Source organism: Rubrivivax gelatinosus (assembly GCF_004340905.1).
In the GTDB taxonomy this organism is placed as follows: Bacteria; Pseudomonadota; Gammaproteobacteria; order Burkholderiales; family Burkholderiaceae_C; genus Rubrivivax; species Rubrivivax gelatinosus.
The window spans coordinates 374,290-395,592 of record NZ_SLXD01000002.1; the positions used below are offsets into that span (position 1 = coordinate 374,290).

General features: G+C 69.3%; 21 protein-coding genes. 12 read left to right on the forward strand and 9 right to left on the reverse strand.

Annotation, left to right across the window (positions count from 1 at the left end; translation table 11 throughout):
* The first annotated feature begins 82 nt into the window (after nucleotides 1-82).
* From hpnC to EV684_RS04900, 4 genes are all read left to right on the forward strand, one after another.
* Nucleotides 83-913 (forward strand): squalene synthase HpnC, encoded by an 831-nt coding sequence (gene hpnC, locus EV684_RS04890; protein ID WP_200222390.1) that lies wholly within the window; start codon nucleotides 83-85, stop codon nucleotides 911-913.
* A complete protein-coding gene (gene hpnD / locus EV684_RS24265; protein WP_242478602.1) occupies nucleotides 910-1,758 on the forward strand; it encodes a presqualene diphosphate synthase HpnD in 849 nt (282 codons plus the stop codon). Before hpnC ends, hpnD begins: the two co-directional genes overlap by 4 nt.
* A complete protein-coding gene (hpnE, locus tag EV684_RS04895; RefSeq protein WP_243651043.1) occupies nucleotides 1,755-3,077 on the forward strand; it encodes a hydroxysqualene dehydroxylase HpnE in 1,323 nt (440 codons plus the stop codon). The genes hpnD and hpnE overlap by 4 nt, the downstream gene beginning before the upstream one ends.
* A 115-nt stretch (nucleotides 3,078-3,192) precedes the next feature.
* Complete coding sequence (locus tag EV684_RS04900) at nucleotides 3,193-3,960, forward strand: IclR family transcriptional regulator (protein WP_132645081.1); 768 nt, start codon at nucleotides 3,193-3,195, stop codon at nucleotides 3,958-3,960.
* A 30-nt stretch (nucleotides 3,961-3,990) separates the two neighbouring features.
* On the opposite strand, the gene pbpG is transcribed toward EV684_RS04900, so the two are convergent.
* The 6 genes from pbpG to EV684_RS04930 form a co-directional block, all read right to left on the reverse strand.
* Nucleotides 3,991-5,115 carry a D-alanyl-D-alanine endopeptidase gene (gene pbpG / locus EV684_RS04905; RefSeq protein WP_132645082.1) on the reverse strand — a complete coding sequence of 375 codons (1,125 nt, stop codon included), beginning with the start codon at nucleotides 5,113-5,115 and terminating at the stop codon, nucleotides 3,991-3,993.
* Nucleotides 5,116-5,256: 141 nt separating this feature from the next.
* The gene (locus EV684_RS04910; protein ID WP_132645083.1) at nucleotides 5,257-6,798 is read right to left on the reverse strand and encodes a 2-isopropylmalate synthase; all 1,542 of its coding nucleotides are present in this window, start codon (nucleotides 6,796-6,798) and stop codon (nucleotides 5,257-5,259) included.
* Between the two features lie 201 nt (nucleotides 6,799-6,999).
* Entirely contained in the window at nucleotides 7,000-7,836 is an 837-nt protein-coding gene (gene pssA / locus EV684_RS04915) for a CDP-diacylglycerol--serine O-phosphatidyltransferase (RefSeq protein ID WP_132645084.1), read from the reverse strand.
* Between the two features lie 90 nt (nucleotides 7,837-7,926).
* Entirely contained in the window at nucleotides 7,927-8,943 is a 1,017-nt protein-coding gene (gene ilvC / locus EV684_RS04920) for a ketol-acid reductoisomerase (protein ID WP_132645085.1), read from the reverse strand.
* A 92-nt stretch (nucleotides 8,944-9,035) separates the two neighbouring features.
* Nucleotides 9,036-9,527, reverse strand: a complete 492-nt coding sequence (gene ilvN / locus EV684_RS04925) for an acetolactate synthase small subunit (RefSeq protein WP_009859042.1) — start codon at nucleotides 9,525-9,527, stop codon at nucleotides 9,036-9,038.
* Between the two features lie 163 nt (nucleotides 9,528-9,690).
* A complete protein-coding gene (locus tag EV684_RS04930; protein ID WP_132645086.1) occupies nucleotides 9,691-11,463 on the reverse strand; it encodes an acetolactate synthase 3 catalytic subunit in 1,773 nt (590 codons plus the stop codon).
* 252 nt (nucleotides 11,464-11,715) lie between these two features.
* On the opposite strand from EV684_RS04930, the gene EV684_RS04935 reads away from it, so the two are divergent.
* Genes EV684_RS04935 through EV684_RS04960 form a run of 6 tightly spaced genes read left to right on the forward strand, consistent with a single transcriptional unit; the run spans nucleotide 11,716 to nucleotide 14,972 of the window.
* Nucleotides 11,716-12,282 (forward strand): RNA polymerase sigma factor, encoded by a 567-nt coding sequence (locus EV684_RS04935; protein WP_132645215.1) that lies wholly within the window; start codon nucleotides 11,716-11,718, stop codon nucleotides 12,280-12,282.
* Nucleotides 12,279-12,701: a DUF3619 family protein gene (locus EV684_RS04940; RefSeq protein WP_132645087.1), complete on the forward strand. Its 423-nt coding sequence runs from the start codon at nucleotides 12,279-12,281 to the stop codon at nucleotides 12,699-12,701. Before EV684_RS04935 ends, EV684_RS04940 begins: the two co-directional genes overlap by 4 nt.
* On the forward strand, nucleotides 12,698-13,408 hold the full coding sequence (locus tag EV684_RS04945; RefSeq protein WP_132645088.1) for a DUF3106 domain-containing protein: 711 nt from the start codon (nucleotides 12,698-12,700) through the stop codon (nucleotides 13,406-13,408). Before EV684_RS04940 ends, EV684_RS04945 begins: the two co-directional genes overlap by 4 nt.
* A 9-nt stretch (nucleotides 13,409-13,417) precedes the next feature.
* The gene (locus EV684_RS04950) at nucleotides 13,418-13,939 is read left to right on the forward strand and encodes an RDD family protein (protein ID WP_132645089.1); all 522 of its coding nucleotides are present in this window, start codon (nucleotides 13,418-13,420) and stop codon (nucleotides 13,937-13,939) included.
* Between the two features lie 3 nt (nucleotides 13,940-13,942).
* On the forward strand, nucleotides 13,943-14,356 hold the full coding sequence (locus tag EV684_RS04955) for a diacylglycerol kinase (RefSeq protein WP_132645090.1): 414 nt from the start codon (nucleotides 13,943-13,945) through the stop codon (nucleotides 14,354-14,356).
* 13 nt (nucleotides 14,357-14,369) lie between these two features.
* Nucleotides 14,370-14,972, forward strand: coding sequence for an LOG family protein (locus EV684_RS04960; RefSeq protein ID WP_132645091.1), 603 nt, complete (start codon nucleotides 14,370-14,372; stop codon nucleotides 14,970-14,972).
* Between the two features lie 79 nt (nucleotides 14,973-15,051).
* Here EV684_RS04960 and EV684_RS04965 read toward each other — a convergent pair whose 3' ends face one another.
* Both EV684_RS04965 and EV684_RS04970 read right to left on the reverse strand, forming a co-directional pair.
* Entirely contained in the window at nucleotides 15,052-15,390 is a 339-nt protein-coding gene (locus EV684_RS04965; protein ID WP_132645092.1) for a P-II family nitrogen regulator, read from the reverse strand.
* A gap of 39 nt (nucleotides 15,391-15,429) precedes the next feature.
* Nucleotides 15,430-17,088: an NAD+ synthase gene (locus EV684_RS04970; protein ID WP_132645093.1), complete on the reverse strand. Its 1,659-nt coding sequence runs from the start codon at nucleotides 17,086-17,088 to the stop codon at nucleotides 15,430-15,432.
* A gap of 15 nt (nucleotides 17,089-17,103) precedes the next feature.
* Here EV684_RS04970 and EV684_RS04975 point away from each other — a divergent pair, with 15 nt between their 5' ends.
* Nucleotides 17,104-18,291 carry a GNAT family N-acetyltransferase gene (locus EV684_RS04975; RefSeq protein WP_132645094.1) on the forward strand — a complete coding sequence of 396 codons (1,188 nt, stop codon included), beginning with the start codon at nucleotides 17,104-17,106 and terminating at the stop codon, nucleotides 18,289-18,291.
* A 16-nt stretch (nucleotides 18,292-18,307) separates the two neighbouring features.
* On the opposite strand, the gene ppa is transcribed toward EV684_RS04975, so the two are convergent.
* On the reverse strand, nucleotides 18,308-18,850 hold the full coding sequence (ppa, locus tag EV684_RS04980; protein ID WP_132645095.1) for an inorganic diphosphatase: 543 nt from the start codon (nucleotides 18,848-18,850) through the stop codon (nucleotides 18,308-18,310).
* Between the two features lie 259 nt (nucleotides 18,851-19,109).
* On the opposite strand from ppa, the gene EV684_RS04985 reads away from it, so the two are divergent.
* A complete protein-coding gene (locus EV684_RS04985; protein ID WP_132645096.1) occupies nucleotides 19,110-21,287 on the forward strand; it encodes a sodium-translocating pyrophosphatase in 2,178 nt (725 codons plus the stop codon).
* The last annotated feature ends 16 nt before the right edge of the window (nucleotides 21,288-21,303 follow it).

Below are 21,303 nucleotides of genomic sequence, written 5' to 3' on the forward strand. Positions count from 1 at the left end.
ACTCATTGGTCATTAATGTAGACACCCGGTGCGCTCAATGTCAACGCCGCCCGCACCGCGCCTGCGGCCACAATCGCCGCCCGTGAGCGTCGATCATTACGAGAACTTCCCTGTCGCGTCGGTACTGTGCCCGCCGGCGCTGCGCCCCGCGGTCGTGGCCGTCTACCACTTCGCCCGCACCGCCGACGACATCGCCGACGAAGGCGACGCGCCTGCCGCGCAGCGTCATGCGGCGCTGGCCGCCTTCCGCGCCGAGCTGCAGTCGATCGAACGAGGCGCGGCGCCGGGCCCACGCTGGGCGCCGGTGTTCGGGCCGCTGGCCGCCGCGATCGAGCGTTACGGGCTGCCACCGCACTGGCTGCACCGGCTGCTCGACGCCTTTGTGCAGGACGTCGACAACCCGGCCTATGCCGACCGCGGGCAGATCCTCCGGTACTGCAGCCGCTCGGCGGACCCCGTGGGCCGCCTGCTGCTGCACCTGTACGGCGTGCACGACGCCGAGTCCGAGCGCCGCGCGGACGCGATCTGCACCGGCCTGCAGCTGGCCAACTTCTGGCAGGACCTGGGTCTGGACGCGTCGCGCGGCCGCGTCTACCTGCCGCACGATGAACTGGCGGCAGCCGGCATCACCCTCGACGACGTGCTGGCTCGACGCGACACGCCGGCCTTGCGGTGCCTGGTGCGCGAGCTATGTGACTGGGCCGAGTCCCTGCTGCGCGGCGGCGCCCCGCTCGCGCTGGACGTGCCCGGCCGCGCCGGCTGGGAGTTGCGCCTGGTGGTTCAAGGCGGACTGCGCGTTTTGGAGAAAATCGCGCGCATGGATCATGCGACGATCAGCGCGCGCCCGACGCTTGGCGCCACCGACCTGCCCGTGCTGCTGTGGCGCGCGGCGACCATGCGCCGCCAGCGATGACACCGTCGGACTACGTGCAGCAACGTGCCGCCGGCAGCGGCTCGTCGTTCTATTACGCGTTCCTCTTCCTGCCCCCACCGCAGCGTGCGGCGATCACGGCCTTCTACGCCTTTTGCCGGGAGGTCGACGACGTCGTCGACGAGATGCAGGACCCGACGGTCGCGGCGCAGAAGCTGCAATGGTGGCGCGGCGAAGTCGACGCCGCCTATGCCGGCAGGCCGACGCACCCGGTGACGCAGGCACTGATGCCGCTGGCGCCGCAGTTCAGCATCGGGGCGGGACACCTGCATGCGGTCATAGAGGGCTGCCAGATCGACCTGGAGCAGACGCGCTTCCTCGACTTCCCGGCCCTGGCGCGCTACTGCCACCTGGTCGCGGGTGTCGTCGGCGAGGTCGCCGCGAACATCTTCGGCCGCAGCAGCGAGCAGACCGTGCGCTACGCCCACACGCTGGGACGTGCGCTGCAGCTCACCAACATCATCCGCGACGTCGGCGACGACGCGCGCCGCGGCCGCATCTACCTGCCGGTGTCCGAACTGCAGCGCTTCGACGTCAAGGCGCACGAACTCCTGAAGCGGGAAGCCCCTTGGGGCTACAGCGAACGTTTCACGGCCCTGATGCGTTTCCAGGCCGCGCGTGCGCACGCCACCTACGACGAAGCACTGGCGCTGCTGCCCGAGGCCGACCGCGCCCGGCAGAAGACGGGCCTGATGATGGCCAACATCTACCGCGCGCTGCTGCGCGAGATCGAGGCCGGCGGCTTCCAGGTGCTGCACCAGCGCACGTCGCTGACGCCGCTGCGCAAGCTGTGGATCGCCGCGCGCACCCACGTGCTGGCGCGGTGACGGCACGCGTCGCGGTCATCGGCGCCGGCTGGGCGGGACTGGCCGCGGCAGTGCGGCTTGCCGGCGCCGGTGTCTCCGTGGCGGTCCTCGAGATGGCGCCGCAGCCTGGCGGCCGTGCCCGCAGCCTGACCGACGAAGGCGGCGAGCGGCTGGACAACGGCCAGCACATCCTCATCGGTGCCTACACGCGCACGCTGGCCCTGATGGAGGAGGTCGGCGCGGACCCGCAGACGATGCTGTCACGCACGCCGCTCATGCTGCGCCGCGCCGACGGCAGCGGCATCGAGATGCCGCGCGGCGCGCCAGTGACGGCGTTCGTGCGTGGGGTCGCCTCGGCACGGGGCTGGACCTGGCGCGACAAGGCCTCGCTGCTGGCGACGGCCGCGGGCTGGGCGGCGCGGGGCTTCCGCTGTGCGCCCACCACCCCCGTTGCCGCCTTGTGCGAGGGGCTGTCTGCCCGCGTGCGCGCCGAGCTCATCGACCCGCTGTGCGTCGCGGCGTTGAACACCCCGGCCAGCGAGGCCAGCGCGGCGGTGATGCTGCGCGTGCTGCGCGACGCGCTCTTCGGCGGACGCGGTGCAGCGGACCTGCTGCTGCCCCGCCGGCCGCTGTCCGAGCTTCTGCCCGAGCCTGCAGCCACCTGGTTGCTGCGCCAGGGTGCCGAGCTGCGCTGCACGGCGCGGGTCGCGAGCCTGGAGTCGACCGGGCCTGGGTGGCGGGTCGGCGGCGAGCGGTTCGACGCCGTCGTGCTGGCCGCCTCGGCGCTCGAAGCGGCGCGTCTCACGGCCGGCGTCGCACCGGCATGGAGCCGTGCTGCGGCCGCGCTGCGCTACGAACCCATCGTCACGGTCTACCTGGATGCACCGGGGTGCCAGCTGCCGTGCGCGATGACAACCCTCGACGAGGGCCCCGAGGCGCCGGCGCAGTTCGCCTTCGACCACGGGCTGCTGGGCGGTGTCGCAGGGCGTTCAGCCTGGGTCGTCAGCGGCGCGCGAACCTGGGTGGAGCGGGGACTGGAGTCCTGCGCGGCAGCGGTGCTGCGTCAGGCGCAGCCGCTGCTGCCCGGGGCGACGCTGCGGCGCGTGCTCGCCGAAAAACGCGCCACCTTCCGTTGCACGCCGGGGCTCGTGCGCCCGCCGGCGCAGGTGGCGCCGCGACTCTGGGCCGCCGGCGACTACATCGACGGCCCCTATCCCGCGACGCTGGAGGGGGCGGTGCGCGCTGGCGAGACGGCGGCCGCGCAGCTGCTCGCGCAACTGCGCGACGGCCCGACGCGCGCCGGCCCGAAGGAGCGCCCGAGTCCTGCGCCGACGGCCTGATCGCCGCGCGCCGCCGTCATCGCGCGGCGCCGCCGCAACGAGACGAGAATCTCGACACGCAAACCGCCCTTCCGCGATGCAAAATCAGCGGATTGATCCCGGCCCACCGCTACCCATGACCCTCAAGGACCAGCAGACCCCGACCATCCAGGTGCTGGAACGCACGTTCGCACTGCTCGACATGCTGGCCGCGCACCCGGACCCGGTGTCGCTCAAGGAGATCAGCGAGCGCACCGGCCTGCACCCGTCGACCGCGCACCGCATCCTCAACGACCTGACGATCGGCCGCCTCGTCGACCGGCCGCAGGCGGGCAGCTACCGGCTCGGCATGCGTTTGCTCGAGCTGGGCAACCTCGTGAAGGCGCGCCTGGACGTTCGCGACGCCGCGCTCGGCCCGATGCGCGATCTGCACAAGCTGACGCACCAGCCGGTCAACCTGTCGGTGCGCCAGGGCGACGAGATCGTCTACATCGAACGCACCTACAGCGAACGCTCGGGCATGCAGGTCGTGCGTGCCGTCGGCGGCCGCGCGCCGCTGCACCTGACCTCGGTCGGCAAGCTCTTCCTCGCGCACGAGGAAGCGCAGCGCGTGCGCGCGTACGCCACGCGAACAGGCCTCACGGGCCACACCCGCAACAGCATCACCGACGTGACGCGGCTCGAGCGCGAACTGGCGGCGGTGCGCGCACAGGGCAGTGCGCGGGACGACGAGGAACTCGAACTCGGCGTGCGCTGCATGGCCGCCGGCATCTACGACGACCAGGGCAAGCTGGTGGCCGGGCTGTCGGTGTCCGCACCCGCCGACCGGCTCGAGGAGGGCTGGCTGGAGAAGGTGCGGGTGACCGCGTCGCAGATCTCGGCAGCGCTGGGTTACCGCGGCTGAAGCGGCGCCCTCGACGGCGCCTCGGGACGCTCAGTTGCCGAGCGTGGCGGGCGACAGGTGCTGCTCCAGCACCGGCGATCCCTCGGTGGTGAGCCACTTGCGGATGCGCTCCGCGTCACCGATGCGCGAGTACTTCCCGGCCGAGTCGAGCAACACCATGATGAACTTGCGGCCCGCCAGCTGGGCCTGCATCACGAGGCAGCGTCCGGCTTCTGAGATGTAGCCGGTCTTCTGCAGGCCGATTTCCCAGCTGGGGTTGCGCACCAGGCCGTTGGTCGTGTGGAACTGCAGCTGGCGGCGGCCGACGGCGACGCTGGCATCGGTGGACGTCGACAGCTCGCGCAGGATCGGGTGCTGGTACGCCGCCTTGACAAGCACCGCGAGGTCGCGAGCACTCGACTGGTTGTTGCTGGACAGGCCGGTGGGTTCGACGTAATGCGTGTCGTGCATGCCCAGAAGCTGGGCCTTGGCGTTCATCGCCTGCACGAAAGACTGCAAGCCGCCGGGATAGTGACGGCCGAGCGCGTTCGCCGCACGGTTTTCCGAGGACATCAGGGCCAGATGCAGCATCTCGCCGCGCGTCAGCTGGGTGCCGACCTGCAGCCGGGAACTGCTGCCCTTCTCGGTATCGACGTCGTCCTGGGTGATCGTCAGCACCTCGTCGAGCGCCTGGTGCGCCTCGGTGACGATCAGGCCGGTCATCAGCTTGGTGATCGAGGCGATGGGCAGCACCGCATGCGGGTTCTTGCTCAGCAGGACCTGATCGGTTTCCTGGTCGATGACCAGCGCGACGCTGGACTTCAGGTCCAGCGGATCCTCGGTGCGGTGCAGGCCGTAAAGCTGGCCAAAAGACACCTTCGCCGGCTCGACCGCGACGACGACCGACTTGCGCGGTGCCACCGTGGTCACCGTGCGCGCCGGCACGGCCTTGGTGTTTCGAGCCTTGGTCTTGCTGCGTGCCTTGGATGCGGCTGCAGTGCGCGACGGCGCCTTGGCGGCCTTCTTCGCCGGCTTGGCCTTGGCTTTGGCCTTGGCTTTGGTGGCGGAACTGCTGGCGGCAGCGTGCGCGGACGTCGGCAGGACGCCGCCCGCAACAAGGGCCGCCGTGATGAAGGCGACTATCGACAGCCGCTTAAAACTACCGAACCAGCCCACTGAAACGACCCCGGAGAGAATGCACCAAAGTGTAGATCACTCGAAGAACATGCGCAAGATCAAGAACTTGCGCACGATTTCTCAAGTAACCACCCGCAGGAGCCGTGCCAGGCCTGCGCGGTGCATCCGCCCGTCGGCCCGTCAGCTTTGCGCCGGCACCCGTTCGGCGTTGCTCTGCAGCTTGCTCAGCGCCGAGAGATAGGCCTTGGCCGACGCGACGACGATGTCCGGATCGGCCCCCACCCCGTTGACGATGCGCCCGCCGTGTTGCAGCCGAACGGTGACCTCGCCTTGCGATTCTGTGCTGCCCGACGTGATGGCATTGACCGAATAAAGCACCATTTCGGCGCCACTGCAGACCTTCGACTCGATCGCCTTGAGCGTCGCGTCGACCGGGCCGTTGCCGTCGCTCTCGACGCGGTGTTCGACGTCGCCGGCGGCGAAGGCGATCGTCGCGTGCGGGCGCTCGCCGGTTTCGGACTTCTGCGCCAGCGACAGCAGGCGGTAATGCTCCTGCACCGCGGTGACGCTCTCGTCGCCGACGAGCGCGATGATGTCCTCGTCGAAGATCTCGCTCTTGCGGTCGGCGAGGTCCTTGAAGCGCGCGAAGGCGGCGTTGACCTCGGCTTCGGACGCCATCTCGATGCCGAGCTCCTGCAGCCGCTGCTTGAACGCGTTGCGGCCCGAGAGCTTGCCCAGCACGATCTTGTTGGCACTCCAGCCCACGTCCTCGGCGCGCATGATCTCGTAGGTGTCGCGCGCCTTCAGCACGCCGTCCTGGTGAATGCCGCTGGCGTGCGCGAAGGCGTTGGCGCCGACGATGGCCTTGTTCGGTTGCACGACGAAGCCGGTGGTCTGGCTGACCATGCGCGAAGCCGGCACGATCTGGTGGGTGTCGATGCCGACCTCGAGGCCGAAGTGGTCGCGGCGCGTCTTCACCGCCATCACCACCTCTTCGAGGCTGCAGTTGCCGGCGCGTTCACCCAGGCCGTTGATCGTGCACTCGATCTGGCGCGCACCGCCGATCTTCACGCCGGCCAGCGAGTTGGCCACCGCCATGCCCAGGTCGTTGTGGCAGTGGACCGACCACACCGCCTTGTCGCTGTTGGGCACACGCTCGCGCAGCATGCGGATGAAGTGGCCGTAGAGCTCGGGGATCGCATAACCGACGGTGTCGGGGATGTTGATCGTCGTCGCGCCTTCGGCGATCACGGTCTCGATGACCTGGCACAGGAACTCGGGGTCCGAGCGGTAGCCGTCCTCGGGGCTGAACTCGATGTCCTCGCAGAGGTTGCGCGCGAAACGCACCGCCAGCCGCGCCTGCTCGAGCACCTGCTCGCGCGACATGCGCAGCTTCTTCTCCATGTGCAGTTCGCTGGTGGCGATGAAGGTGTGGATGCGCGAACGTGCGGCCGGGCGCAGCGCCTCGGCGGCCCGCGAGATGTCGCGGTCGTTGGCGCGCGCCAGCGAGCACACCGTCGACTCGCGCACCGCCTGGGCGATCGCACGCACGGCCTCGAAGTCGCCGTTGCTCGACGCCGCGAAACCGGCCTCGATCACATCGACACGCAGGCGCTCGAGCTGGCGCGCGATGCGCAGCTTCTCGTCGCGCGTCATCGAGGCGCCGGGAGACTGTTCGCCGTCGCGAAGCGTGGTGTCGAAGATGATGAGCTTGTCGGTCATGGTCGTGCCTTTGCGAGAGGTTGGAGTCGCAAGCAGCTTGGAAGACGGAAATGAAAAACGGCCCGCTGCGTTGCGCTGGCGGGCCGTTGATCGGAAAAAGAATGGACGAAGACGATCAGCGCACCCGCGAATGCAGTAGCAGCGCTAGCAGGGAGAAGGCACGGATCGTCGTCACGCGGCGAATGTAGCACAGCCCCTTGCTCACGGATGCAGGCCCTTCTCGTCGGGATCGTCGGTCGAGGTCGAGATCACGCTCGCCGGCTGGCCCTTGAAACGTCGCCACGCGAACACCGCGTAACCCGACAGGCCGTAGAGCACGAAGACGCCGAACAGCACGCGCGGCGGGTCCAGCGCGATCAGCGCGATCGCCAGCATCACCGCGACCAGCACGACGAAAGGCACGGTGCGCCGGCCGCCGAGCGTCTTGAAGCTGTAGAACGGCGCGTTGGTCACCATCGACAAGCCGGCGTAGAGCGTGACGGCGAAGGCCGTCCACTCGAGCCACGGGATCGAGTAGACGTCGCGATAGCCCGCGTCGTCGAAGACCCAGACCATGCCGATGACCAGCGCGGCGGCGGCCGGGCTGGGCAGGCCCTGGAAGAAGCGCCGGTCGACGACGCCGATGTTGACGTTGAAGCGCGCCAGCCGAAGCGCGGCGCCGGCGACGTAGACGAAGGCCGGGATCCAGCCCAGCTTGCCCAGATCCTTCAGCGCCCAGACGTAGACGATCAGCGCCGGCGCGGCGCCGAACGAGACCATGTCCGAGAGGCTGTCCATCTGCTCGCCGAAGGCGCTCTGGGTGCGCGTCATGCGCGCCACGCGACCGTCCATCGCGTCGAGCACCGCAGCGACGAAGATCGCGATCGCGGCGGCCTCGAAACGGCCGTTGATCGCCATCACGACGCCGTAGAAGCCGGAGAACAGCGCCGCCAGCGTGATCGCGTTGGGCAGCACGTAGAGGCCCCGGCGCGGCCGGCGCGACGCAGCGTCGTCGGTCTCGGCATCGTCGTCGCCGGGCGCCTGGGTGTCGTCGGTCATCCGGTCGAGCATAAACGCGACCGGGGCCGCGTGCGGCCCCGGGGGTTTGAGCGGCGGCCGCGGCGAGCCGCAGCCGCTTTCAGCGCCGCGTCAGTTGCGGCTCTTGTCGACCAGCTTGTTGGCCTTGATCCACGGCATCATCGCGCGCAGCTGCTCGCCGACGACCTCGATCGGGTGCTCGGCGGTCAGGCGGCGACGCGAGGTCAGCGTCGGGGCGCCGGCCTTGTTCTCGAGGATGAAGCTCTTCGCGTACTCGCCCGTCTGGATGTCCTTCAGGCACTGGCGCATCGCGTTCTTGGTGTCCTCGGTGACGACACGCGGCCCGGTCACGTACTCGCCGTACTCGGCGTTGTTCGAGATCGAGTAGTTCATGTTGCCGATGCCACCTTCGTAGATCAGGTCGACGATCAGCTTGAGCTCGTGCAGGCACTCGAAGTACGCCATCTCGGGCGCGTAGCCGGCTTCCACCAGCGTCTCGAAACCAGCCTTGATCAGCTCGACGGTGCCGCCGCACAGCACGGCCTGCTCGCCGAACAGGTCGGTCTCGGTCTCCTCGCGGAAGCTGGTCTCGATGATGCCGGCCTTGCCGCCGCCGTTGGCCGCGGCGTAGGACAGCGCCAGGTCGCGCGCCTTGCCCGACTTGTCGGCGTGCACGGCGATCAGGTGCGGCACGCCGCCGCCCTGGCGGTAGGTGTTGCGCACCGTGTGGCCCGGGGCCTTCGGCGCGACCATCCAGACGTCGAGGTCGGCGCGCGGCACAACCTGGTTGTAGTGCACGTTGAAGCCGTGCGCGAACGCGAGCGACGCGCCTTCGCGGATGTTGGGCTCGACGTCGTTGGCGTAGACGCTGGCGATCTGCTCGTCGGGCAGCAGGATCATGACGACGTCGGCAGCCTTCACGGCCTCGGCGACCTCGGCGACCTTCAGGCCGGCGGCTTCGGCCTTGGCCCAGCTCGCGCCGCTGCGGCGCAGGCCGACGGTGACCTTGCAGCCGCTGTCGTTCAGGTTCTGGGCGTGGGCGTGGCCTTGCGAGCCGTAGCCGATGATGGTGACGTTCTTGCCCTTGATGAGGCTCAGGTCGGCGTCCTTGTCGTAATAGACCTTCATGGGGTTCTCCGTTCTCTAGTCAGACGCCCGGCCGCGGATGGCCGGGCAGGTTTCCGGGCGATGGGCGGCCGTGCGGCCGCCGGGGCGCCGCCTCAGATGCGCAGTATTCTTTCGCCGCGGCCGATGCCGCTGGCGCCGGTGCGCACGGTTTCCAGGATCGCCGCGCGGTCGATCGCGACGAGGAAGGCGTCGAGCTTGGACGAGTCGCCGGTCAGCTCGATCGTGTAGCTCTTCTCGGTGACGTCGATGATGCGGCCGCGGAAGATCTCCGCCATGCGCTTCATCTCCTCGCGCTCCTTGCCGACGGCACGCACCTTGATGAGCATGAGCTCGCGCTCGACGAAGCTGCCTTCGGTCAGGTCGACGACCTTGACGACCTCGATCAGCCGGTTCAGGTGCTTGGTGATCTGCTCGATGACGTCGTCGCTGCCGGTGGTGACGATCGTCATGCGCGACATCGACGGGTCCTCGGTCGGGGCGACCGTCAGGCTCTCGATGTTGTAGCCGCGCGCCGAGAAGAGCGCGACGACACGGGACAGGGCGCCGGCTTCGTTCTCGAGCAGCACCGCGATGATGTGTTTCATGGTCTCGTCCTTGCGTGGATCCTCGAGCCTGCGGCGGTAACCGCCGGCCCTTCACCACGCCGTTGGATCGTTGGAAAGATGCCGTCCGCAGGGTTCGCGGCAGAGGCTGCGGCGGCCGGCGGCGGCGCGGTAACGCCGTCGCCGCCTGCGCGGCCCGTGCCGGTCACAGGTCTTCGGACTTGAGCTGCATCTCGCTGATGCCCTTGCCGGCGTGGACCATCGGCCACACGTTTTCGGTCGGGTCGGTGCGCACGTCGATGAAGACGGTGCGGTCCTTGAGCCGCATCGCTTCCTTCAGCGCGCCTTCGACGTCGGCCGGCCGGTCGACGCGGATGCCCACGTGCCCGTAGGCCTCGGCGAGCTTGACGAAGTCGGGCAGCGCGTCCATGTAGCTGTGCGAGTAGCGGCCGCCGTAGATCAGCTCCTGCCACTGCCGCACCATGCCCAGGTAGCGGTTGTTCAGCGAGACGATCTTCACCGGCGTCTTGTACTGCAGACAGGTCGACAGCTCCTGGATGCACATCTGGATCGATCCTTCGCCGGTGATGCAGAAGACGTCCGAGTCCGGCTTGGCGAGCTTGATGCCCATCGCGTACGGCAGGCCCACGCCCATCGTGCCCAGGCCGCCCGAGTTGATCCAGCGCCGCGGCTCCTCGAAACCGTAGAACTGCGCCGCCCACATCTGATGCTGGCCGACGTCGGAGGTGATGTAGGCGTCGCGCCCGCGCGTCAGGCGGGCCAGCGTCTGCACCACCATCTGCGGCTTGATCACGTCGTCGCTGGGCTCGTAGGCCAGGCACTCGCGCTTGCGCCACTCGTTGATCTGGCCCCACCAGGAGGAGATCGCCACGGTGTCCGGCCGCGCGTGCGACTCCTTGATCTGGGCGATCAGCTCCTGCAGCACGTCCTTGACGTCGCCGACGATCGGGATGTCCACGCGCACGCGCTTGGAGATCGACGACGGGTCGATGTCGACGTGGATGATCTTGCGTTCGACCTGCGCGAAGTGCGCCGGGTTGCCGATCACGCGGTCGTCGAAGCGCGCGCCGACGGCCAGCAGCACGTCGCAGTGCTGCATCGTCATGTTGGCTTCGTAGGTGCCGTGCATGCCGAGCATGCCCAGGAACTTCGGGTCGCTGGCGGGGATGGAGCCCAGGCCCATCAGCGTGTTCGTGACCGGGAAGCCGAGCAGGTCGGCCAGCTGGCGCAGCTCCTGCGACGCCTCGCCCAGCACCACGCCGCCGCCGGTGTAGATGTACGGGCGCTTGGCCTGCAGCAGCAGTTGCACGGCCTTGCGGATCTGGCCGCTGTGGCCCTTGCGCACCGGGTTGTACGAGCGCAGCTCGACGGTCTGCGGGTACTGGAACGGTGCGGTGTTGAGCGACACGTCCTTGGGCACGTCGATGACGACGGGGCCCGGGCGGCCGGTGCGTGCGATGTGGAAGGCCTTCTTGATCGTCGAGGCCAGCTCGCGCACGTCCTTGACGAGGAAGTTGTGCTTGACGACCGGGCGCGTGATGCCGACGGTGTCGCACTCCTGGAAGGCGTCCATCCCGATCGCGGCGGTCGGCACCTGTCCGGTGATGATGACCATCGGGATCGAGTCCATGTACGCGGTCGCGATGCCGGTGACGGCGTTCGTGACTCCGGGACCCGAGGTGACGAGGGCGACGCCGACGTCGCCGGTGGCGCGGGCGTAGCCGTCGGCGGCATGCACCGCGGCCTGTTCGTGGCGTACCAGGACGTGCTGGATGCTGTCCTGCTTGTACAGCGCGTCGTAGATGTAGAGAACCGATCCGCCCGGGTAGCCCCAGAGGTACTTGACCCCTTCGGCCTGCAGGCTGCGAACCAGGATTTCAGCGCCGTTGAGCACGGCGGGAGGAGAAGACGGTTGTGCCGATGCGGCACGCTTGACTTCCGCGGCGGAGATGTCCATTTCCGAACCTTTGCGAATTTCTCTGACGAAAATCCATCGGTGCTCCTCCTCGCGCCCTCGTGAGGCGGATTCGGAACTGCGCGCGGTCTGAGAACTGACGTCCGGGTCGGACGAGAGCGAGACCCAAAAGAGCGTTGTGCGACTGAGGATTATGCACCGGCGCCGGGCGGCGCCCCGGCGCGGTGCCTGCCGCGGTGACCGGCGTGCATAATGCGCCGCGCCCGAAACCGGGTGCAGTTCCCCGCCCGCGCGTTGGCTTCCGACAAAGAACTATCCGACTTCCTCAAGAGCGTCGAGCGCCGCGCTTTCAAGCGTGCGGCGTTCGCCGTGCGCGACGAGGACGCGGCCCTGGACATCGTGCAGGACGCGATGATCCGGCTGGCCGAGAAGTACGCCGACCGCCCGGCCGCCGAACTGCCGCTGCTGTTCCAGCGCATCGTGTCCAACGCGACGATGGACTGGTTCCGGCGCCAGAAGGTGCGCAATGCCGTCGTGCAGAACCTTTCGGACCTCGAGGGCGACGACGAGCACGGCGACTTCGACCTCCTGGAGACGCTCCAGGCCGTCGAGAGTTCGCTGGGCACCGAAAGCGCTGCGGAGTCGGTCTCACGGGACCAGATCTTGCGTCTCATCGAGCAGGAAGTGGCCGGCCTGCCCGCCCGTCAACGCGAAGCCTTCCTCCTGCGTTACTGGGAGGAGTTCGACGTGGCCGAGACCGCGACGGCAATGGGCTGCTCCGAAGGCAGCGTCAAGACCCATTGCTCGCGCGCGGTCCACGCCTTGGCCAAGGCCCTTCGACTCAAGGGAATCGCGCCATGACCCAATCCAGTTTCACCGACGCGGACGTCCTGCGCGCGCGCATCGCGGCACGCATCGCTGCCGGCCTGACCGAGCGCGCCGAGGACCTGCCGCACGACCTGACCGAACGCCTTCGCGTGGCACGCGAGCAGGCGCTGGCACGCGCACGCGTCGTGCGCCGCCAGGCCGCGGCCGAGTCCTTCGTGACCCTGGCCGGCGGCGCCGCGGCCCGCAGCGGGCCGCCATGGTGGCAGCGCCTGGCCATCGTGCTGCCGCTGATCATGCTGGTCGCCGGTCTGGTCCTGATCCGCGAACACGACCTGCGCGAACAGGTGCTGGCCGCGGCCGACATCGACTCCGTGCTGCTCGCCGACGACCTGCCGCCGGACGCCTATTCCGACCCCGGATTCGCCGAGTTCCTGAAGTCGCAGCAACCGTGACGCTCCGCCCGGCCGCCATCGCCGCCTTCGTGATCGCGGCCGTGTTCGCCACGGCCGCGCCGGCGGGTGCGGCCGAGGCCGACCCCTCCTGGACCCAGCTCACGGCGGCACAGCGCAAGGCGCTGGCGCCGCTGCAGGACGACTGGCGAAACATCGACTCCACCGGCAAGGAGCGCTGGCTGAGCGTGGCCGCGCGCTTTCCGAAGATGAGCCAGTCCGAGCGCCAGCGCGTTCAGGAGCGCATGGCGGCGTGGACGCAGCTGACGCCCTCGGAGCGGGCCCGTGCCCGCCTGCAGTTCCAGCAGGCGCGCCAGTTCTCCGCCGAGGACCGCCAGGCGCGCTGGCAGGCTTACCAGGCGCTGCCCGACGACGAGCGCAAGCAGCTCGCCGAACGGGCCCGCCCGCCCAAGCGCGCCGAAACGCGCATGCGCGATGGCGCTGACGACGAGGACGGCAAGCCCAAGCGCAACATCGTCGCGACCCCACGCCCGCAGGTGCCCAAGCCGGTGGCTCCGGCCGTCATCCAGGCGGCTCCCGGCGCGACGACGACGCTGATCACCACGCAGCCCTCGTCGCCGGCGCACCATCAGGCCGGCATGCCCAAGATCATCGCCACCGACGGGTTCGTGAACCCGGTGACGCTGCTGCCGCGTCGCGGACCGCAGGGCGCTGCGGTACGCTCGCAGGTTGCTTCGGAACCGCGCTGACCCGTCTCGATGATCGTCCTGCCTCCCGCCGAGGGTGAACACCCCACCCCGGCGCTGATCCGCCGCCTCGCCTGTTTCGTCTACGAAGGCATCCTGCTCTTCGGCGTCGTCATGGCCGCCGGGCTCGTCTACTCGCTGTTGACCAACCAGCGCAGCGCGCTGCAGGGACAGCTGGGCCTGCAGGCCTTCCTGTTCCTGGTCTTCGGCCTGTACTTCGTCTGGTTCTGGAGCCGCACCGGCCAGACGCTGGCGATGCAGACCTGGCAGATCCGCCTCGTGCTGCGCGACGGCCGGCCGGTGCCGATCGGCCGAGCCGTGCTGCGCTACCTCGCCTGCTGGATCTGGTTCCTGCCGTGGCTGGCGATCGCCCATTTCGCCGGCCTGCGCAGCAACGGCCAGGTCTTCGGCCTGCTTGCGCTGGGCATCGTCGTCTGGGCGGCGCTGTCGCGCGTGCATCCCGACCGCCAGTTCTGGCACGACGCGCTGTGCGGCACTCGCCTGATCACCTGGCGATCGAGATCCAAGGACTGAGACGTGAACCCGAGCAGCCCACCCCCGCCGCTGAGCCACCAGGCGAACCCGCACAAGGGACGCACCGGCCTCGACCGCATCCTGCGCGCCGCCGGCTATTCGGCGGCCGGCCTGACGGCCGCCTACCGCGGCGAGAGCGCATTCCGCCAGGAGGTCTTCGCTGCGGCGCTGATGCTGCCGGCGGCGTTCTGGCTCGGGCGCGGCTGGGTCGAGATCGCGCTGCTGGCGGGCAGCGTCGTGCTGGTGATGATCGTCGAACTGCTGAACTCGGCCATCGAGGCCGTGGTCGACCGCGTCGGCCTCGAACTGCACGATCTGTCCAAACGCGCCAAGGACCTGGGCAGCGCCGCGGTGATGCTGTCGCTGCTGCTGGCCGGCGGCATCTGGCTGGGTGCGCTCTGGCAGCGTTTCGCCTGAGACAATCGGGGCGATGAACGAGATCGCGCCCCCTCCCCCCTTCACCGTCTGCGTCTACTGCGGCTCGCGCCACGGCCAGCGCGCCGCCTATACCGAAGCCGCCCGCGTGCTCGGCCGCTCGATCGGCGAACGCGGCTGGCAGCTGGTCTACGGCGGCGGCAAGGTGGGCCTGATGGGCGAGGTCGCCGATGCGGTGCTGGCCGCCGGCGGGCGCGTGGTCGGCGTGATTCCCGAGTCGCTGATGAAGCGCGAGGTCGGGCATCGCGGCCTCACGGAGCTGCACGTCGTGCCGACGATGCACAAGAGGAAGCAGATGATGGCCGAACGCGCCGACGCCTTCGTCGCGCTGCCGGGCGGCATCGGCACGCTGGAGGAGCTGTTCGAGGTCTGGACCTGGCGCCAGCTGGGCTACCACGACCAGCCCATCGGGCTGCTCGACGTCGACGGCTTCTACGAGGGCCTGCAGGCTTTCATGCGCCGCACCGTCGAGGAAGGATTCCTGTCGCCGGACCAGCAATCGGTGCTGCAGGTCGAGACCGACCCGCTGGCGCTGCTGGATCGGCTGGCGGCGCTGGCGCAGCGCGCCGGCGGCCCCGATCACTTCGGTCGCATCTGAAGGCCTGAAGTGCGACGGGGCGCCGCTCGCGCGGCGCCCCGTCCATCGGCAACCAAACCCGGCCGCGGCCGGGACGGCGTCAGACCGCCGACTCGTCGGTCTCGCCGGTACGGATGCGCACCACCTGGTCGACCGAGGTGACGAAGATCTTGCCGTCGCCGATCTTGCCCGTCTTGGCCGCCTTGACGATGGCATCGATGCAGCGCTCGACGTCGTCGTCCTTGACCACGACCTCGATCTTCACCTTGGGCAGGAAGTCGACGACGTACTCGGCGCCGCGGTAAAGCTCGGTGTGGCCCTTCTGGCGCCCGAAGCCCTTGACTTCGGTGACCGTCAGACCCGAGACGCCGACCTCGCCCAGCGCTTCGCGGACTTCTTCGAGCTTGAACGGCTTGATGACGGCGGTGATCTGCTTCATGCGGGGAACTCCGGGAAAAGACGATGGACTGACGGGAATTTAAGCACGGAACCTCGACGTGATGGGGTAACGCCAGTCGCGCCCGAACGCCCGATGGGTGATGCGGATGCCGACCGGCGCCTGGCGCCGCTTGTACTCGTTGATCTTGATGAGCCGGGTGACACGTTCGACGTCGGCGCGCTCGAAGCCGGCGGCGACGATCTGCTCGACGCTCTGGTCGTCTTCCATGTAGCGCGCCAGGATCGCGTCGAGCACCTCGTAGGGCGGCAGGCTGTCCTGGTCGGTCTGATCCGGGCGCAGTTCGGCCGAGGGCGCACGCGTGATGATGCGCTGCGGGATGAGCTCGGCGCCCTGCGTGTTGCGCCAGTTCGCCAGGCGGTAGACCAGGGTCTTGGCGACGTCCTTGATGACCGCGAAACCACCCGCCATGTCGCCGTAGAGCGTGCAGTAGCCGGTGGCCATCTCGCTCTTGTTGCCGGTGGTCAGAACGATGGCGCCGGTCTTGTTCGACAGCGCCATCAGCAGCGTGCCGCGGATGCGCGCCTGCAGGTTCTCCTCGGTCGTGTCCTCGGCCAGCCCGGCGAACTGCGGCGACAGCGCCGTGCGGAAGGCGTCGAACATCGGCGCGATGTCGATCTCGTCGTAGCGCACGCCCAGGCGCGCGGCCATGTCGCGCGCGTCGATCCAGGAGATGTCGGCGGTGTACGGCGAGGGCATCATCACCGCGCGCACCTTGTCGGCGCCGAGCGCGTCGACGGCCACCGCCAGCACCAGCGCCGAGTCGATGCCGCCGGACAGGCCGATGATCGCGCCGGGGAAGCCGTTCTTGCCGAGGTAGTCGCGCACGCCGGTGACGAGCGCGTCCCAGGCCTGGCGGTCGAGGTCGGGCGCGTCGGCGACCGGGCCGACGGGGCGGCAGTCGGCGTCGAAGTCGACGATCAGGAGTTCCTCGGCAAAGGTCGCGGCGCGCGCCGCCACCGCGCCCGAGGCGTCGAGCGCGAACGAGGCGCCATCGAACACGACCTCGTCCTGGCCGCCGACCAGGTGCGCGAAGAGCAGCGGCAGGCCGACGTCGCGCGCACGCTCGGCCATGCGGGCCTGGCGCTCCTCGGCCTTGCCGAGGTGGAAGGGCGAGGCGTTGAGCACGCACAGCACCTGGGCGCCGGCGTCGCGCGCCAGGCGCGCGGGTTCGTCGAACCAGGCGTCCTCGCAGATCACGACGCCGAAACGCAGGCCTTCGCAGTCGAAGACCAGCGGCGGCAGGCCGGCGTCGCGGCCGGAGACGAAGTAGCGGCGCTCGTCGAAGACCTGGTAGTTGGGCAGTTCGCGCTTGCAGTAGGTGGCCTGCACGCGTCCCCGCGCCAGCAGCGAGGCCGCGTTGTAGCGCTGCTGCACGGTCACGGACTTGGTCCTAAGATCGCCGCGCTCGCCGAACTGGTGCGGGTGCCCCACGACAAGATGCAGCCCTTCGCAGTCACTCAGTGCCTCGGCCAGCGCCGCCAGCGCCTCGGCGCAGGCCTGCATGAAGGCCGGGCGCAGCAGCAGGTCTTCGGGCGGGTAGCCGGTCAGCGCCAGCTCGGGCGCGAGCACCAGGCGCGCACCCTGCGCATAGGCGCGGCGCGCGGCGTCTTCGAGGCGGCGGGAGTTGCCGGCGAGATCACCGACGACGGCGTTGAACTGGGCCAGCGCGACCTTCATCGACGGCTCCGCTGAATGTCACGAGGGCTCACGAGAACGGATTATCACATCGGGGTCGAGGCCGACCCGGGACGGCTGGACGCGCAGGCCTGGAACACCCTGCTGGCGGCCCAGCCCTCGCCGACGCCGTTCCTGCGCCACGAATACCTGACGGCGCTGCACGAGTCGGCAAGCGCGGTACCCGCCACCGGCTGGACCCCGCGTTTCCTGACGCTGCACGCCCCAGGCGGTGAGCTGGCCGGGGCCGCGCCGCTGTACCTGAAGACCCACTCCTGGGGCGAGTACGTCTTCGACTGGGCCTGGGCCGACGCCTATCGCCGGCACGGCCTGCGCTACTACCCCAAGCTGCTCGGCGCGGTACCGTTCACGCCGGTGCCGGGCACGCGGCTGATGGCGCGCGACGAGGCCGCGCGCGACGCGCTTGTCGCCGCCATCCGCAGCCTTGCCGGCGAGGCCGGGCTGTCCTCGGCGCACGTGCTCTACGTCGACGACGCCGACCGCGCGGCCTTCGAACGGGCCGGCTGGATGCTGCGCGAGAACCTGCAGTTCCACTGGACCCGCGACGAGGCGCAGCCGGCGGCCGACTTCGACGCCCTGCTCGCCCGGCTGCAGCGCGACAAGCGCAAGAAGATCCAGCAGGAACGCCGCCGCGTCGCCGAACTCGGCGTGGAGTTCAGCGCCCACGAGGGCGAGGCGATCGATACCGGGCTGTGGGACTTCTTCCATCGCTGCTACACCTTGACCTACGCGGCGCACCAGTCGACGCCGTACCTGACACGCGAGTTCTTCGCCCGCATGCAGGCGACGATGGCGCCGCACTGGCTGATGTTCGTCGGCCGGCGCGAGGGCCGGCCGGTCGCGGCCTCGCTGGTGGCGATCGACCGCGAGCACGGCGCCGCCTGGGGCCGCTACTGGGGCGCGGTCGAGCCGCTGCCTTTCGTGCATTTCGAGGCCTGCTACTACCAGCCGCTGGCCTGGTGCCTGGCCAACGGTTTCAGGCGCTTCGAGGGTGGCGCCCAGGGCGAGCACAAGATGGCGCGCGGGCTGCTGCCGGTCCGCACGAACTCGGCCCACTGGCTGCGCGACGAACGTTTTGCCGGCGCGGTGGCCGAGTTCCTCGCCCGCGAGGGCGAGGGCGTGGCGGCCTGGGAGGACGAGCTGCGCGAGCGCAGCCCGTTCAAGCGCGCAGCGCCGGGCGGCTGAGCGCGCCCGCGGCCGCTCAGGTGGCCGAGCGTTCCTTGGCCCAGTTGGCCATGCCGGCGCGGACCTCTTCGCGCGCGGACTCCGGACCTTCCCAGCCCAGCACCTTGACCCACTTGCCTTCCTCGAGATCCTTGTAGTGCTCGAAGAAGTGCTGGATCGCCTTCAGGCGCGCCGGGTTCAGGTCCTCGGGCTTCTGCCAGGACGAGTACAGCGACAGGATCTTGGCCGTCGGCACCGCCAGCAGCTTGTTGTCGCCGCCGGCTTCGTCGTCCATCTTCAGCACGCCGATCGGGCGGCAGGTGACGACGACACCCGGGATCAGCGGCACCGGGGTGATGACGAGCACGTCCACCGGGTCGCCGTCGTCGGCGAGCGTGTTGGGCACGTAGCCGTAGTTGCACGGGTAGTGCATCGCCGTGCTCATGAAGCGGTCGACGAACAGCGCCCCCGAGTCGTGGTCGACCTCGTACTTGATCGGGTCGCCGTTCATCGGAATCTCGATGATGACGTTGAACTCGTCGGGCGCCTTGGCGCCGGGGGTCACGTTGTGCAGGCTCATGCAGCGGTCTCGGGCAAGAGGAGAGGAGAGAGAAGAGCGAGAGAAAGATCGGGGCGCGATTCTAGGCGCCACGCTTGCCCTCGCCTGACGCGCGGCCGTCTTGACCCGGCTCATCCGGCCACTCGGACATAGGAAAACCCCCAACCGAGCGTGATAGCCTTCACATAGCATGCCGCGCCAGCCGCCCCGAAGCGCCCGGGCGGCGTGCGAGAGATAGAGAGAAGAGACTAGACCCGAACGAGAGGAAGGAGCTCTTTCCATGACGACAAGTTTGGCGCTGTACCTGGCGCTGGGGTGTGGCCTGGCGGCCGTGCTCTACGGATTCATCCAGCGGGGATGGATCCTCGCCCAGGATGCCGGCAATGCACGCATGCAGGAAATCGCCGGGGCCATCCAGCAAGGCGCGGCAGCGTACCTGGCGAGACAGTACAAGACGATTGCAATCGTCGGCGCGGTTCTCGCGATCCTGATCTTCTTCTTCCTCGGCGGCCTGACGGCCGCCGGGTTCGTTTTGGGGGCCGTACTTTCGGGTGCCTGCGGCTTCATCGGCATGAACGTCTCGGTGCGCGCCAACGTGCGCACCGCGCAGGCGGCCACCAAGGGCATCGGCCCGGCACTGGACGTGGCGTTCAAGGGCGGTGCGATCACCGGCATGCTCGTCGTCGGCCTGGGGCTGCTGGGCGTGTCGCTGTTCTTCTGGTTCCTCAGCGGCGGCATCCACGCCGACCCGGCGACGCTCAAGCCGCTGCTGGGCCTGGCCTTCGGCTCGTCGCTGATCTCGATCTTCGCGCGCCTGGGCGGCGGCATCTTCACCAAGGGCGCCGACGTCGGCGCCGACCTGGTGGGCAAGGTCGAGGCCGGCATCCCCGAGGACGACCCGCGCAACCCGGCGGTGATCGCCGACAACGTCGGCGACAACGTCGGCGACTGCGCCGGCATGGCCGCCGACCTGTTCGAGACCTACGCCGTGACGCTGATCGCGGCGATGGCGCTGGGCGCGCTGCTGCTGCCCAACGCGGCGCTGGCCGCGGCGGTCTACCCGCTGGTGCTGGGCGGCGTCTCGATCATCGCCTCGATCATCGGCTGCGCCTTCGTCAAGGCCAGCCCCGGCATGAAGAACGTGATGCCGGCGCTCTACAAGGGGCTGATCGTCGCCGGTGCCATCTCGCTGGTGTTCTTCTTCTTCGTCACGCGCATGGTGATGCCCGACGATGCGCTCGGAGCGGGCACGCAGATGCGGCTGTTCGGCGCCTGCGTCGTCGGCCTGGTGCTGACGGCGGCGATGGTCTGGGTCACCGAGTACTACACCGGCACGCAGTTCAAGCCGGTGCAGCACGTCGCGCAGGCTTCGACCACCGGCCACGGCACGAACATCATCGCCGGCCTGGGCGTCAGCATGAAGTCCACCGCCTGGCCGGTGATCTTCGTCTGCCTGGCGATCTATGGCGCCTACGCGCTCGCCGGCCTGTACGGCATCGCGATCGCCGCCACCTCGATGCTGAGCATGGCCGGCATCGTCGTCGCGCTCGACGCCTACGGCCCGATCACCGACAACGCCGGCGGCATCGCCGAGATGTCGGGCCTGCCCGACAGCGTGCGCGACATCACCGACCCGCTGGACGCCGTCGGCAACACGACCAAGGCCGTGACCAAGGGCTACGCGATCGGCTCGGCGGGCCTGGCCGCGCTGGTGCTGTTCGCCGACTACACCCACGCGCTCGAAGCGCGCGGCATGTCGCTGTCCTTCGACCTGAGCGACCACCGCGTCATCGTCGGCCTGTTCATCGGCGGCCTGATCCCCTACCTCTTCGCGTCGATGGCGATGGAAGCCGTCGGCCGCGCCGCCGGCTCGGTGGTGGTCGAGGTGCGGCGCCAGTTCCGCGACATCAAGGGCATCATGGAAGGCACCGCCAAGCCGGAGTACGGCACCGCGGTCGACATGCTGACCACCGCGGCGATCAAGGAGATGATCGTGCCGTCGCTGCTGCCGGTCGTGGCGCCGATCCTGGTCGGCATGCTGCTCGGCCCGGCGGCGCTGGGCGGCCTGCTGATGGGCACCATCGTCACCGGCATCTTCGTCGGCATCTCGATGTGCACCGGTGGCGGCGCCTGGGACAACGCGAAGAAGCTGATCGAAGAAGGCTTCACCGACGCCAACGGCGTGCTGCACAAGAAGGGCAGCGAGGCGCACAAGGCGGCGGTGACGGGTGACACCGTCGGCGATCCCTACAAGGACACCGCCGGCCCGGCCGTCAACCCGCTGATCAAGATCATCAACATCGTCGCGCTGCTGATCGTGCCGCTGCTGCCGCTGGCCAGCAACCCGGTCAAGGCCTCGCACGCCGAGCCCGCCCCGATGGTGCAGCCGGCCGAGACCGCGCCGGCGATGCCGGCGGCGCCGATGGCCGAGCCCTCGGCCCCGGCCGCGTCGCAGTAAGCTCTCGGTCTTTCCC

Coding starts and splice junctions, on each gene's coding strand:
- hpnD (WP_242478602.1), top strand. CDS start 910: ATGACACCGTCGGACTACGTGCAGCAACGTGCCGCCGGCAGCGGCTCG.
- EV684_RS04900 (WP_132645081.1), top strand. CDS start 3,193: ATGACCCTCAAGGACCAGCAGACCCCGACCATCCAGGTGCTGGAACGC.
- EV684_RS04910 (WP_132645083.1), bottom strand. CDS start 6,798: ATGACCGACAAGCTCATCATCTTCGACACCACGCTTCGCGACGGCGAA.
- pssA (WP_132645084.1), bottom strand. CDS start 7,836: ATGACCGACGACACCCAGGCGCCCGGCGACGACGATGCCGAGACCGAC.
- ilvC (WP_132645085.1), bottom strand. CDS start 8,943: ATGAAGGTCTATTACGACAAGGACGCCGACCTGAGCCTCATCAAGGGC.
- ilvN (WP_009859042.1), bottom strand. CDS start 9,527: ATGAAACACATCATCGCGGTGCTGCTCGAGAACGAAGCCGGCGCCCTG.
- EV684_RS04930 (WP_132645086.1), bottom strand. CDS start 11,463: ATGGACATCTCCGCCGCGGAAGTCAAGCGTGCCGCATCGGCACAACCG.
- EV684_RS04940 (WP_132645087.1), top strand. CDS start 12,279: ATGACCCAATCCAGTTTCACCGACGCGGACGTCCTGCGCGCGCGCATC.
- EV684_RS04950 (WP_132645089.1), top strand. CDS start 13,418: ATGATCGTCCTGCCTCCCGCCGAGGGTGAACACCCCACCCCGGCGCTG.
- EV684_RS04960 (WP_132645091.1), top strand. CDS start 14,370: ATGAACGAGATCGCGCCCCCTCCCCCCTTCACCGTCTGCGTCTACTGC.
- EV684_RS04965 (WP_132645092.1), bottom strand. CDS start 15,390: ATGAAGCAGATCACCGCCGTCATCAAGCCGTTCAAGCTCGAAGAAGTC.
- EV684_RS04970 (WP_132645093.1), bottom strand. CDS start 17,088: ATGAAGGTCGCGCTGGCCCAGTTCAACGCCGTCGTCGGTGATCTCGCC.
- EV684_RS04975 (WP_132645094.1), top strand. CDS start 17,104: ATGTCACGAGGGCTCACGAGAACGGATTATCACATCGGGGTCGAGGCC.
- ppa (WP_132645095.1), bottom strand. CDS start 18,850: ATGAGCCTGCACAACGTGACCCCCGGCGCCAAGGCGCCCGACGAGTTC.
- EV684_RS04985 (WP_132645096.1), top strand. CDS start 19,110: ATGACGACAAGTTTGGCGCTGTACCTGGCGCTGGGGTGTGGCCTGGCG.